Raw genomic sequence first — 13918 nt, 5'->3', positions numbered from 1 at the left:
TTCGGAACCGTCGTAGGGTTGGACCGCGGCCCCGACGGGCCGCCACCGCAACGACGCAGTGGCGACCCTCGGCAGCGGAACGCGGGCAGAGCAAGGGACTCGGACCGGTCCCCTATCGCCGCATTTCATCCCAGATGGGCGCGAATCCATGGGAGTTACTGGACACAGGGGGGACACCATGCGCCTTTTCGACCGCTCCAAAGAATTACACATACTTAACGAGGCGTTTACCGAATGCACTCGAAGATCCGGGCGGCTGGTGATAGTCACGGGCGGCCCCGGTTCCGGGAAGACCCAGCTCCTGCACGAATTCCTGGCCGCTCCGGACAGATCGGGCGCACGCATACTCCACGGCACGGCGCACCCTGCCCAGCGAGACCGGCCGATGAGTCTGCTGCGGCAATTACTGCGCAACGGTGAGGTGCAGCCCCTTCCGTTGAACCCCACGCAACGGGTCGGCATACACGCAGAGGCATTCTCCCGGCATTCGGAGTACCGAGCCGGAACGGGCTTCGAAGGTCCGGAGCCGGACACCACAGAGGCGCTGCTGAGGCTCGCGGAGGGCGACGGCCCCCTGGTGGTGGCCGTGGACGACGCCCACCTCATGGACGAGGCATCCCTGTGCGCCGTCGTCCATCTGCTGGGCAGGAGCCGCTTCCGGCCCGTCCTCGTGGTGTGCACCACATCCGGCCATTCCGGCACCGGCCGGTGCTCGGCCGCTCACGCCGAACTCATCCGCCGACCGCACCGCCGGGCCCGTCTCGGTCCGCTGTCGGAGCGGGGCGTCGGCGAACTCCTCGACGCGCAGTCGGGTGCCGCCCTGCCGGCCGGGGTGGGCCGCGCCTTCCACCGGGCCACAGCCGGCAACCCCCTGCTGGTGCACGCCCTGCTGGACGACAGCACCCGCTTCGGCCACGACATCGACCGGCCCATCGCCGGCACCGCCTACCGCCAGGCGGTGCTGTCGCTCGTGCACCGCGGTGAGCCGCGCCACCTACGGGTGGTCCGGACGCTCGCCGCCCTCGGCGCACCCGCCTCCTCCGGCACCCTGAGCGATCTGGCCGACACCTCGCCCACCGGGGTCGAGGAGGCCGTCGAGGCTCTCAACTCCGTGGGGCTGCTCGACGGTCACATCTTCCGGCTGCCGGCCGCGGCGACCGCGGTGCTCGACGACATGGACGCTCCCGCGCGCACCACCCTTCACGAACGCATCGCCGACCTGCTGTACCGCTGCGGCGCGCCCGCCGGTGACATGGCCCGGCACCTGCGCGCCGCGGACCGGGTCCCGTACCCGTGGGGCCCTGGCGTGCTGCGTGCCGCCGCCGAGCAGGCCCTGGCCGCGGACGACGTGGAGCTGTGCAGCAGTTACCTGGACCTGGTGCTGCGCGACTGCACCGACCCGCAGGAGCGCAACGCCCTGTCGGCCGCCCTGGCCCGGGCGGAGTGGCGCGTGAACCCGGCCGCGGCGGGCGCCCACCTGGAGCCGCTGCGCCGGCCAGCGCTGGAAGGTGCGCTGAACATGCGCGACACCGCCACCGTCATGAGACACATGCTGTGGCAGGGCGACACCGAACTGGCCGCCGAGACCGTGGCCACGCTGGTGCCCGCGCGCTCCCCCGGTGACGCGCAGATCCTCGTCGAGGTCGAGTTCGTGCGGCAGTGGTTCTACGGCGTCGGGCTGCCCGCCAGGAGCCCGCAGGGCACGGCCGGCGGCGACCTGCACCGGCGGGCCCCCGACGTCCGTGACGGCGGACTGGCCGCGCAGGTGGCGATACTGGTCGGCGGTGTCGCCACGGACGACTCCGCGGCGGCCGTGGCCCAGGCCCTGCAGGGCAGCAAACTCGACCACCTCAACCTGGAGCTGGTGGCGATGGCGCTCCTCGCGATCGCCCACGCCGACCGGCCCGCGGTCGCCGCCGAGGCGTGCGATGCCCTGCTGGAGTCCGCGGTGGAGCGCCGGGCGACCACCTGGCAGGCGTTGCTCGGCAGCGTACGGGCGGAGATCGCGCTGCTGCGCGGGGACATGACGAAGGCGGCCGAAGGGGCCGACACCGCGCTGAGCAGCCTGCACGACGGGAGCTGGGGAGTCCTCGCCGGGCTTCCGATGTCGACGGCGATCTTCGCCCACACCGCGATGGGTGCCTACGACGAGGCCGAGCGGGTGCTCAAGCGGGACGTGCCCGAGCCGATGTTCCGCACCGTCTTCGGGATCCAGTACCTGCGGGCCCGGGGGCACCACTACCTCGTCACCGACCGGCCGTTCGCCGCGCTCAACGACTTCGAGACGTGCAGCCGGCTGATGCGGCAGGGAAACTCCAGCCTGCAGAAGGGCATCCCCTGGCGGTCCGACCTGGCCCTGGCGAATCTACGGATCGGCAAGGCCCGCACCGCCCGGGAGTGCGCCGAGGAGCAGCTGCGACTGCCCGGCGGTCACAGTTCCCGAGCGCGGGCGATGGCGTTGCGGATGCTGGCCGCCACCAGCAAGCCCCACCGCAGGGCCTCGCTGCTGCGTGAGGCGATCGACCTGCTCAAGCTCTGCGGCGACCAGCACACCCTTGCCCAGGCCTACGCCGATCTGTCAGCGGCCCACTACGAACTGGGCGAGTACGCCCGCGCCCGGCTGGTCGCCCGCCAGGCGGCCCGTGAGGCGGAGGCGTGCAGCGTCGAATCGCCGGTCGACGCGCACCTGCTGGAGGATCCGGGGCAGTCCGAGGGGTCCGAGGCCGAGGGCACGGCCATCCTGAGCGACGCGGAGTGCCGGGTCGCGGGCCTGGCCGCGCTGGGGTACACCAACCGCGAGATCAGCGGGCGGCTGCATGTCACGATCAGCACGGTGGAACAGCACCTCACCCGGGTCTACCGCAAGCTGAACGTGGCCAGCCGGTCCGAGCTGCCGCCGAAGATGCTGGAGCACCGCATCCCGAAACTGTCCGACCGCTGGGCCGCCACCCACTCCTCCGCGGGCTGACCTCCGACCCTGCTCGCCCGGTCCACCCTGCTCCCGTGACGACGGAATGCCGCGTCCGACCGCACCGCACGGCCCTCTTCGCAAGCCCCCAGAGGCTCCGGAGGGGGCCTTTCGGCTGAGCGGGCCAGGTCACCGACGGCGGCCGTGCGGCCCGTGCGGCTCCTCGGTGCAGGCCCGGCAACCCGGGCCGGGGGCACGAGACGGGTCAAGCAACAGGGGTCACGAGACGGGGGAGGCCCGGGGCGTTTGTCCCACGCCCCGGGCCTCACCCGTCCCACCGTCCCGCCCGTCGTCGTCGGGTCAGCCGAAGCTGCCGAGTTCGTCGTCGAGGATGCCGAAGAGCTCGTCGGCCGTGGCCGCCTCCAGCCCCTTCTCGCCGGCGTCGTCGGCCTTTCCGGGTTCCCGCCACTGCCCCGAGCCGTCCCAGTGGGCGGTGAGGGCCCGGAGGCGCACGGCCACCCGGGCGCGCCGCTCGTCGTCGAGCCCGTCGGAGTCCAGCGCGGCACCCAGCAGTGTCTCCAGGCGTACCACTTCGGCCTCGACATCGACGAGTTCCTCGTCGGCCCCGGCCCCGCCCATTTCCTCGAACAGGTGCTCGGCGAGGGCGTCGGACGTCGGGTAGTCGAAGGTGAGCGTGGTGGACAGCCGCAGCCCTGTCGCGGCGCCGAGGCGGTTGCGCAGCTCCAGTGCGGCGAGCGAGTCCACACCGAGGTCGCCCAGCGGGCGTTCGGGGTCGACGGCACTGCCGGAGCCGTGTCCGAGGACATCGGCCACGTGGCCGCAGACCAGGTCGGCCAGCAGCCGCCTGCCGTCCACGGCTCCGAGCGCGGCCAACCGCCGGGACAACGGCTCCGCCGCCTCCGGGGCGGCCTCCACCGCCCGGGCTGCCCGGCGGGCCGGCGCCGGCGTCCGTGCCAGCGCACGGACGAGGGCCGGTGCGTCCTCGGTGACCTGGACGCGCATCGGCAGCAGCAGCGGGCCCTCGGTGGTCAGGGCCTGGTCGAACAGGGACAGCGCCCGGTCGGTGGGCAGTGGCAGGATGCCGTCGCGGGCCAGCCTGCGCATCTCGGCCTCCCCGAGCCCGGCCGCCATGCCGTCGCCGGTGTCCCACAGACCCCAGCCCAGCGACAGCGCGGGCAGCCCCTCCGCCCGCCGCCGCGCGGCGAGGGCGTCGAGGAAGGCGTTGCCTGCCGCGTAGTTGGCCTGGCCCGCCGCTCCCAGGGTGCCGGCGGCTGAGGAGAAGAGGACGAAGGCGTCCAGGTCCAGGTGTCCGGTGAGCTCGTGCAGGTGCCAGGCCGCGTCGGTCTTGGGCCGCATCACCGTCTCCGTGCGCGCGGCCGTGAGGTCGGTGAGCAGACCGTCGTCCAGGACGCCCGCGGCGTGCACGACAGCGGTCAGCGGATGGGCTTCCGGTACGGAGGCCAGCAGTTCGGCCAGGGCTGCGCGGTCGGTGGTGTCGCAGGCGGCGACCCTGACCCGCGCTCCGGGGGCGACGGGATCCTCGTACCCCTCCGCGTCCGGTGTCCGGCCGCCGCGGCCGACCAGAAGCAGGTGCCGGGCGCCGTGGTGCTCGGCCAGGTGCCGGGCGAGCAGGCGGCCGAGGCTGCCGGTTCCGCCGGTGATGAGGACGGTGCCCTCCGGGTCCAGTGGGATGGCGGGCGTCGTCCCCGGCCGGCCGGCCGGCGTCAGCCCCGGTGTGTACACCGTGCCGCCGCGCAGGGCGAGTTCGGGCACGCCGGTCGCGACGGCGGCCGGCAGGACCGCGGCAGAGGCGGCGTCACCGTCGGTGTCGGCCAGCACGAACCGTCCGGGGTGCTCGACGGCGGCCGACCGCACCATGCCCCAGATGACGGCCTGGGCCGGGTCCGGCGCCCCGTCGGGGGTGACGGCGACCGCGGACCGGGTGACGACGACCAGGGGGGTGCCGTCCGCAGGTCCGGCCAGGTGCTCCTGGAGCGCGGCGAGGGTGCGTACGGCGGTCTCGCGGGCCCGGGCCGGCAGGTCGGCGTCCGAGGCGTCGTCCAGGGTCACGGTCAGGGTGCGGGGCTCGGCCGCCGCCCCGTCGGTGGTCACCTCCGCCGGGGTCCAGCGCACGCTGAACAGGTCACCGGGGGCGGAGGCCGAGGCGTTCAGCTGCTCGGCCGTCACCTGGCGGATGCGCAGCGACGCCGCCTCGGCGACCGGCGCGCCCGAGGCGTCGTACAGGGCCAGGGTCATGTGGTCGGTGCCGTGCGGGGTGAGCCGCAGCCGCAGGGCGGTGGCGCCGGTGGCGTGCAGGGTGACGCCCTCCCAGGCGAAGGGCAAGGTCATGACGGTCGGGTCCTGGCCGTCGAGCAGGTCGATGGCGTGGAGCGCGGAGTCGAGGAGCGCCGGGTGCAGTCCGAAGCCGTCGGCCGCGTCGGCTTCGGGGAGGGCGAGTTCGGCGAAGACCTCGTCCCCGAGCCGCCAGGCGGCGCGCAGGCAGCGGAACAGCGGGCCGTAGCCGTACCCCTGCTCGGCGAGGTGGCCGTACAGACCGCTCACCTCGACGGGGACGGCTCCCTCGGGCGGCCACACGGCGACGGGGGCCGGTTCGGGAGCGGTCTGCGGGGCGAGGACTCCGGTGGCGTGCCGGGTCCAGTCGTCGTCGGTGCCCTCGGGCCGGGCGTGCACGGCCAGTTGCCTGCGTCCGTCGGTGCCGGGAGCCGCGGCGGTCACCTGGAGGTGCACGGAACCGTGGCGGGGAAGTACCAGCGGCCGCTCCAGGGTGAGTTCCTCCACGTGCGGGCAGCCTGCGCGGTCGCCGGCCTGGAGGGCGAGTTCCACGAAGGCGCTGCCGGGGACCAGGACGACCCCCGCGACGGCGTGGTCGGCCAGCCAGGGATGGGTGGCCAGGGAGAGGCGGCCGGTCAGCGCGACGGTGTCGGCGGCGGCGAGGGTGAGGGCGGCGCCGAGCATCGGGTGCCCGGCGGGCGACTGGCCGAGCCCGCTTGCGTCGGTGGCCGTCCCGGGCCCGTCCGTCAGCCAGAGCCGCTGTCGCTGGAAGGCGTACGTCGGCAGGTCGACGCGGCGGGCGTCGGTCCCGGCGTGAGCTCCCGGCCAGTCGATGGGCAGACCGCGGACGTGGGCGGCGGCGACGAGCCCGGCGAGCGTCACCTCCTCGTCACGCTCACGGCGCAGGGCCGGCACGAACACCGACCGCTCCGGGTCGGCGAGGGCGTGCGCGCCCATCGCCGACAGGACGGCGTCGGGGCCGAGTTCGAGGAAGGTGCGGACGCCGTCGTCCTCCAGGGCGCGGATCGCGTCCCCGAAGCGGACCGTCTCCCGGACGTGACGCACCCAGTACTCGGGCGAGCACAGCTCGTCCTCGGTGGCGTACGTGCCGGTGACGTCGGAGACGACGGGGATCGTGGGCGCGGCGTAACTCAGTTCGCGAGCGGCCTTCTCGAACTCGGCCAGCATCGGGTCCATGAGGGGCGAGTGGAAGGCGTGGCTGACGCGCAGCCGCTTGGTGCGGCGGTCGGCGAAGGCGGCGGCGACCGCCTCAACCGCCGCCCGCGTACCGGAGACCACGACCGCGCGCGGGCCGTTGACGGCGGCCAAGGACAGGTCGGGGCCGAGGTGCGGCAGCACCTCGGCCTCGGCCGCGTCCACGGCGAGCATGGCGCCGCCCTCGGGCAGGGCCTGCATGAGCCGGCCGCGCGCGGTGACCAGCCGGGCCGCGTCCGCGAGGTCCCAGACACCGGCGACGTGGGCCGCGGTCAGTTCGCCGATGGAGTGGCCGGCCAGCCGGTCCGGGCGGATGCCGTAGGACTCCAGCAGGCGGTACAGGGCCGTCTCCACCGCGAACAGGGCGCTCTGGGTGTAGAGCGTGGAATCGAGCGACCCGGCCGCGTCGCTACCCGGTTCGGCCCACATGACCTCGCGCAGCGGGCGGTCCAGGTGGGCGTCCAGTGCCTCGCACACCTCGTCCAGTGCCCGCCGGAAAGCGGGGTGGGCGTCGTACAGGCCACGGCCCATGCCTGCCCGCTGGGCGCCCTGCCCGGTGAACAGGAAGGCGGTGCGGCCGGCGACGGGGCGGCCGCGCACGACGGTGTCGCTGGTGGCGCCGTCGGCCAGCGCGGTCAGGCCGGCCAGCAGTTCGTCCCGGTCACGGGCGACGACCGCGCCCCGGTGGGTGAGGGCGGCACGGCCCGTGGACAGGGAGTGGACGAGGTCGGTGATCCGCTCGTCGGCGACGGCGCGCAGCCGGTCGGCCTGGTCGGCCAGTGCCCCCGGGGTGGCGCCGGAGAGGACCACGGGCAGCAGGGGGGCCTGGATCCCGGCCTCGGTGTGGGGGCCGGTGTCGTCGTCGGGGGCCTCCTCCAGGATCACGTGTGCATTGGTCCCACTGATCCCGAACGACGACACCCCCGCACGACGCACCCGCTCACCCCGCACCCACGGACGCTCCACCTCCAGCAACCGAACCCGCCCCGCACCCCACTCCACCTTCCGCGACGGCACACCCACACCCAACGTCCGCGGCAACACCCCCTCCCCCAACGCCAACACCATCTTCATCACACCCGCCACACCCGCAGCCGCCTGCGCATGACCGATGTTCGACTTCACCGACCCCAACCACAACGGACGATCCCCCGACCGATCCCGCCCATACACAGCCAACAACGCCTGAGCCTCGATCGGATCACCCAACTCCGTCCCCGTCCCATGCGCCTCCACCACATCCACCTCAGCAGCCGACACCCCCGCCGACACCAACGCCTGCCGCACCACCCGCTGCTGAGACGGACCATTCGGCGCCGTCAGACCATTCGACGCACCATCCTGATTCACCGCACTCCCCCGCACCACCGCCAACACCCGATGCCCCGACCGCCGAGCATCCGACAACCGCTCCAACACCAGCACACCGACGCCCTCCGACAGGGCCGTGCCGTCCGCCTCCTCGGCGAAGGACTTGACGCGGCCGTCCGCGGCGAGATTGCGCTGTCTGCTGAAGTCGACGAACGTGTCGACGGTCGACATCACGGAGACTCCGCCCGCCATCGCCAGGGTGCACTCGCCCCGTCGTAGCGCCTGCGCGGCCAGGTGCAGCGCCACCAGCGACGAGGAGCAGGCCGTGTCGACGGTGAGGGCGGGGCCCTCCAGGCCGAGGGCGTAGGCGACCCGGCCCGAGACGACGCTGCCGAGGCTTCCGTTGCCGAGGTAGTCGCGGACGGCCTCGGGGACGTCGCGCAGTCGGCTGCCGTAGTCGTGGTACATCACGCCGGCGAACACCCCGGTGCGGCTGCCGCGCACGCTGTGCGGGTCGATGCCGGCGCGCTCCAGTGCCTCCCAGGAGGTTTCCAGCAGCAGCCGCTGCTGCGGGTCCATGGCGAGGGCCTCGCGGGGGCCGATGCCGAAGAAGTCGTGGTCGAAGTCGGCGGCGTCGTACAGGAATCCGCCCGAGCGGGTGCTGCAGTGGCCCGGCTTACCGGGCTCCGGGTCGTACAGGGTGTCCAGGTCCCATCCCCGGTCGTCCGGGAAGTCGCCGATGCCGTCCCCGCCGTCGGCGAGCAGCCGCCAGAGCTCCTCGGGGGTGGTGACACCACCGGGGTAGCGGCAGGCCATGCCGACGATCGCCACGGGTTCGTCCGCCGCGTAGGCCGTCTCCGGTGCCGCGGTGCCGGGGGCGTCCGCGGCGTCGCCGAGGAGTTCCGTCCTCAGGTATCGCACCAGGGCGTCGGCGTCGGGGTGGTCGAAGACGAGGGTGGCGGGCAGCCGCAGGCCGACGGCGCCGCCCAGCCGGTTGCGCAGCTCGACCGCGGTCAGCGAGTCGAACCCGGCCTCGCGGAAGGAGCGGCGCGGGTCGAGCACCATGTCGGTCCCGTGACCGAGGACCGCGGCCACCTGGGTGCGGATCAGTTCCATCAGCTCCGCGTCCCGTTCGGCGGGGCCCAGAGCGGCCAGCCGGTCGGCCAGGGAGGCGCCGGCTGCCCTTGCGGCAGCGGCCCGGCGGGCGGGGGCGGGCACCAGACCGCGCAGCAGGGCCGGGACACCGTCGGCGCCGCGCAGGGCACGCAGGTCCAGGCCGATGGGCAGCAGCAGCGGTTCGTCGGCGGCGAGCGCGGTGTCGAGCAGCCGCAGTCCCTCCTCGGTGGGCAGGGGCCGGACTCCCGCGCGCGTCATGCGCTCGACGTCGGTGTCGGTGAGGTGGGCGGTCATGCCGGTGCGCTGTTCCCAGAAGCCCCAGGCCAGCGAGAGCGCCGGCAGCCCCAGGGAGGCCCGGTGCGCGGCGAGGGCGTCGAGGAACGCGTTGGCGGCGGCGTATCCGGACTGTCCGGCTCCGTCGACGGTGCCGGCGGCCGAGGAGAACAGCACGAACGCCGCGAGATCCATGTCCCGGGTGAGCTCGTGCAGGTTCCAGGCGGCGTCCGCCTTGGGCCGCAGCACGGCGTCCAGGCGCTCGGGGGTCTGGTCGGTGACCAGTCCGTCGTCGAGGACGCCCGCGAGGTGCACCACGGCGGTCAGGGGATGCGCCGCGGGTACGCCGGCCAGGAGCGCGGCCAGCTCGTCGTGTTCGGCGGCGTCGCAGCGGGCGACGACGACCTGGACGCCCTGCTCGGCGAGGTCGGCGAAGTCGTCGGCGGCGGTGCCGCTGCGCCCGGCCAGGACCAGCCGGCGCACGCCGTGGCCGGTGGCCAGGTGCCGGGCGACCACGGCGCCGAGCACGCCGGTGCCGCCGGTGATCAGTACGGTGCCGTCGGGGTCGAGCGGGGCGGCGCTCCCCCGTACGACGGCGCGGGCCAGCCGGGGCACCCGGACAGTGCCTGCGCGCAGGGCCAGCTGCGGTTCGCCGCTCGCCGCGGCGGCGCGGACGGCGTCGGCGATCCGGTCGCCGTCGTCGCTGCCCGCCGTGCCAGGGGCGCCGTCCACGAGGACGATGCGGTCCGGGTGCTCGCCCTGGGCGGCGCGGACGAGGCCCCACACGGCGGCGCCCGCCAGGTCGACGGCGCCCTCGTCGCCGGTGGTGACCGCGCCACCGGTGAGGACCAGGAGGCGGGCCTCCGCGGTCCGTTCGTCCGCCAGCCAGTCCTTCAGGGCGGTCAGGACCCGTTCGGTCGCCTCGCGCACCGATGCCACCGGGTCGTCGCCGCCGGCCACCGGCAGGACCACCCAGTCGGGCAGCGGTGCGAGCGCGGCCGCGCCCCTCCCGTCCAGTACGGCGTGGGCGGGAGTCGCCGCATCCGGTACGGGTACCAGGGGCCAGTCCAGCCGGTACAGGTCGTCGGCGCGGACCGGGGAGGCCAGCGCCCGGCCGTCGACCGGGCGGGAGACCAGGGCCTCGACGGAGGCGACCGGGGCGCCGGTGGGGTCGGCCAGTTCCAGGGAGAGCGTGTCGCCGCCGCGGAGGCGGACCCGCAGGGCGGTGGCCCCTGCCGCGTACAGCGACACACCGGTCCAGGCGAAGGGCAGCCGGGCCGTCCCCTGGCCGTGCGCGTCGAGGCCGTCGGCGTGCAGGGCGGCGTCGAACAGGGCCGGGTGGAGGCCGAAGCCGGCTTCCTCGCCTGGCAGTTCGACCTCGGCGTACGTCTCGTCGCCGCGCCGCCAGGCCGCGCGCAGGCCCTGGAAGGCCGGCCCGTAGTCGTACCCGAGAGCCGCCAGCCGGGCGTAGGCGTCGTCCACCGGGACCGGTTCGGCGCCGTGGGGCGGCCAGGCCGCGAGGTCGAAGGCGGGCGGCGCGGTCTGCGGGGCGAGCAGGCCCGAGGCGTTCAGGGCCCAGGCTGCCTCGTCGGTGCCCTCGGGGCGGGAGTGGACGGTCACCGCGCGGAGCCCGTGGTCGCCGGCAGGGGCCACATGCAGCTGGAGCTGGACGGCGCCCCGCTCGGGCAGCAGCAGGGGTGCCTGCAGGGTGAGTTCGGTGACGTGTCCGCAACCGAGGCCGTGGCCGGCGCTCAGCGCCAGTTCGACCAGTGCGGTGCCGGGCAGCAGGGTGGTGCCGGAGACCGCGTGGTCGGCCAGCCAGGGCGTGGTGGACAGCGAGAGCCGGCCGGTGAACAGCGTGCCACCACCGGCGACCGGGACGGCCGCGCCCAGCAGCGGGTGGCCGGCGATCTGGAGCCCGGCGGCGGTGACGTCGCCGGCGGCCGCGGACCGGCCGAGCCAGTAGCGCTCGCGCTGGAAGGCGTAGGTGGGCAGGTCCGCCGGCCGCACCGGCATCCCGGCGAACGCCGGGGACCAGTCGACCGGGACGCCCGCCACGAACGCCTCGCCCAGCGAGGTGAGCAGGCGTTCGGCGCCTCCGTCGTCGCGGCGCAGCGAGCCGAGACCGGTGACGACCGCGTCCGCGGCGTGGGCGGTCTCCTCGATGCTGTTGAGCAGGACGGGGTGCGGGCTGCACTCGACGAACACCCCGTAGCCGGCGTCCAGCAGGGACCGGGTGGTCGGCTCGAACAGGACGCTCCGGCGCAGGTTGGTGTACCAGTAGCCGGCGTCCAGCGTGGTGGTGTCCAGGACGCCGTTGGTGACGGTGGAGTAGAACGGCACGTCCGAGGCGCGCGCCCGTACGTCCGCGAGGTCGGTGAGGAGCCGTTCGCGGATCGACTCGACGTGGGCGCAGTGCGAGGCGTAGTCCACCGGCAGCCGCTTGGCGCGACCGCCGTCGGCGACGATCGTCTCGCGCAGGGCGTCGAGGGCGTCGGCGTCGCCGGAGAGCACCACGGAGGAGGCGCCGTTGACCGCGGCCACGGAGACCCGCCCGTCGTGGGCGGCGACGAGTTCGCGTGCCCGGGACTCGGGCAGGGCCACCGACATCATGCCGCCGCGGCCGGAGAGCGCCTCGGCGATGGCCTGGCTGCGCAGGGCCACGACGCGGGCGCCGTCGGGCAGGCTGAGCGCGCCAGCCACGCAGGCGGCGGCGATCTCCCCCTGGGAGTGGCCGATGACGGCGGCGGGGCGCACCCCGTGGGCGCGCCACACCTCGGCCAGCGACACCATGATCGCCCACAGCGCTGGCTGTACGACGTCCACCCGTTCCAGCGGGCGGCGTTCGCGCACGGTCTCGACGAGATCCCAGTCGGTGAAGGGGGCGAGCGCCTCGGCGCAGTCGGCCATGGTGGCGGCGAACACCGGAGAGGCGTCCAGGAGATCGGCTGCCATGCCGGCCCACTGGGAGCCCTGCCCGGGGAAGACGAACGCGATGCGGGACTCCCCCGTCGGCGTGCCGCGCACCACGCCGGACGCGGGGTCGCTCTCGGCCAGGGCGGTGAGGCCGGCGGTCACGGCGCTCAGATCCGCGCCGACGACGACGGCCCGCCGGTCCAGGGCGGCGCGGGCGGTGGCCAGGGCGTGGGCGACGTCGGGCACGGGATCCGTGCCGGTCGCGAGGTGGTCCAGGAGGCGGCGGGCCTGCGCGGCCAGTCCCGGCTCGTCACGGGCGGACAGCACCAGGGGCAGCGGCCGGTCCCAGACCGGCTCCTCGGCGCGCGGCTCGGGGTCGGGGGCCGCCTCGACGATGACGTGGGCGTTGGTGCCGCTGATCCCGAAGGAGGACACGGCGCCGCGGCGGGGCTCGCCGGTGGCGGGCCACTCGCGCGGTTCGGCGAGCAGCTGGACGGCGCCGGCCTCCCAGTCGACCTGGGAGGTGGGCCGTTCGGCGTGCAGGGTCCGGGGCAGCCGGCCGTGGCGCATGGCCATCACCATCTTGATGACGCCGGCGACCCCGGCGGCGGCCTGCGTGTGCCCGATGTTGGACTTCACCGAGCCCAGCCAGAGCGGTTCCCCGCGGTCCTGGCCGTAGGCGGCCATGAGGGCCTGCGCCTCGATCGGGTCGCCGAGCGGGGTGCCGGTGCCGTGCGCCTCCACGGCGTGCACCTGGTGCGGTTCCAGGCGGGCGTTGGCGAGGGCGGCGCGTATGACGCGCTGCTGGGAGGGGCCGTTGGGGGCGGTCAGGCCGTTGGAGGCGCCGTCCTGGTTGACGGCGGTGCCCCGCACCAGGGCGAGCACGCGGTGGCCGTTGCGGCGGGCGTCGCTCAGCCGCTCCAGCAGCAGCATGCCCACGCCCTCGCCCCAGCCGGTGCCGTCCGCGCCCTCCGCGAAGGACTTGCAGCGGCCGTCCAGGGCGAGGCCGCGCTGGCGGGAGAAGTCGATGAACGTGTCCGGGGTGGACATGACGGTCACCCCGCCGGCCAGGGCGAGACCGCACTCTCCGGTGCGCAGGGCCTGGACGGCCAGGTGGAGGGCGACCAGTGAGGAGGAGCAGGCGGTGTCGACGGTGACGGCCGGGCCCTCCAGGCCGAGGGTGTAGGACACCCGGCCGGAGGCGACGCTGCCGAGGTTGCCGTTGCCGAGGTAGCCCTCGACGCCCTCGGGAACATCCGTGAGCCAGCTGCCGTAGTCGTGGTACATGACGCCCGCGTAGATGCCGGTGCGGCTGCCGCGCAGGGTGTGCGGGTCGATGCCGGCGCGTTCGAACGCCTCCCAGGCGGTCTCCAGCAGCAGCCGCTGCTGCGGGTCCATGGCGACGGCCTCGCGCGGGCTGATACCGAAGAACCCCGGGTCGAACCGCGGCGCGTCGTGGAGGAATCCGCCCTCGCGCACATGGGTGCGGCCGGGAGCGTCGGGGTCGGGGTCGTAGATGGCGTCGACGTCCCAGTCGCGGTCGGCGGGGAAGTCGCCCACGGCGTCCGCTCCGGCGTCGACCAGCTGCCACAGCTGTTCGGGTGTGCTGACGCCGCCGGGGTAGCGGCAGCTCATGGCGACGACGGCGACGGGCTCGTGCGCGGCTTCGGAGATCCGGTCGTTGTGCCGGCGGAGCCGCTCGTTCTCGAGCATGGCCTCGCGCAGCGCCTCGACGATCTGCTCGACGGATGTGTCCACGGTCGGTGTCGCTCCCTGCTGACTCGACGGCGCTGATGATGCGATGGGGGTGCGGTGGAGCTGCGCCGGGCGCGGATCGCCGGTGCCGGACGCGGCGCGTCGTCCGGC

General features: G+C 74.7%; 2 protein-coding genes. One reads left to right on the top strand and one right to left on the bottom strand.

Annotation, left to right across the window (positions count from 1 at the left end; all coding sequences use genetic code 11):
- Nucleotides 1-178: 178 nt before the first annotated feature.
- A complete protein-coding gene (locus tag OG488_RS38050; RefSeq protein WP_329238104.1) occupies nucleotides 179-2968 on the top strand; it encodes a helix-turn-helix transcriptional regulator in 2790 nt (929 codons plus the stop codon).
- A 300-nt stretch (nucleotides 2969-3268) separates the two neighbouring features.
- Here OG488_RS38050 and OG488_RS38045 read toward each other — a convergent pair whose 3' ends face one another.
- Nucleotides 3269-13855 (bottom strand): SDR family NAD(P)-dependent oxidoreductase, encoded by a 10587-nt coding sequence (locus OG488_RS38045; protein WP_443074285.1) that lies wholly within the window; start codon nucleotides 13853-13855, stop codon nucleotides 3269-3271.
- Nucleotides 13856-13918: the final 63 nt, after the last annotated feature.

The sequence above is a fragment of the Streptomyces sp. NBC_01460 genome (assembly GCF_036227405.1).
In the GTDB taxonomy this organism is placed as follows: domain Bacteria; phylum Actinomycetota; class Actinomycetes; order Streptomycetales; family Streptomycetaceae; genus Streptomyces.
The sequence above is the reverse complement of the archived record's forward strand: the minus strand, read 5'-3'. Positions and strand labels throughout refer to the sequence as shown.

Coding starts and splice junctions, on each gene's coding strand:
- OG488_RS38050 (WP_329238104.1), top strand. CDS start 179: ATGCGCCTTTTCGACCGCTCCAAAGAATTACACATACTTAACGAGGCG.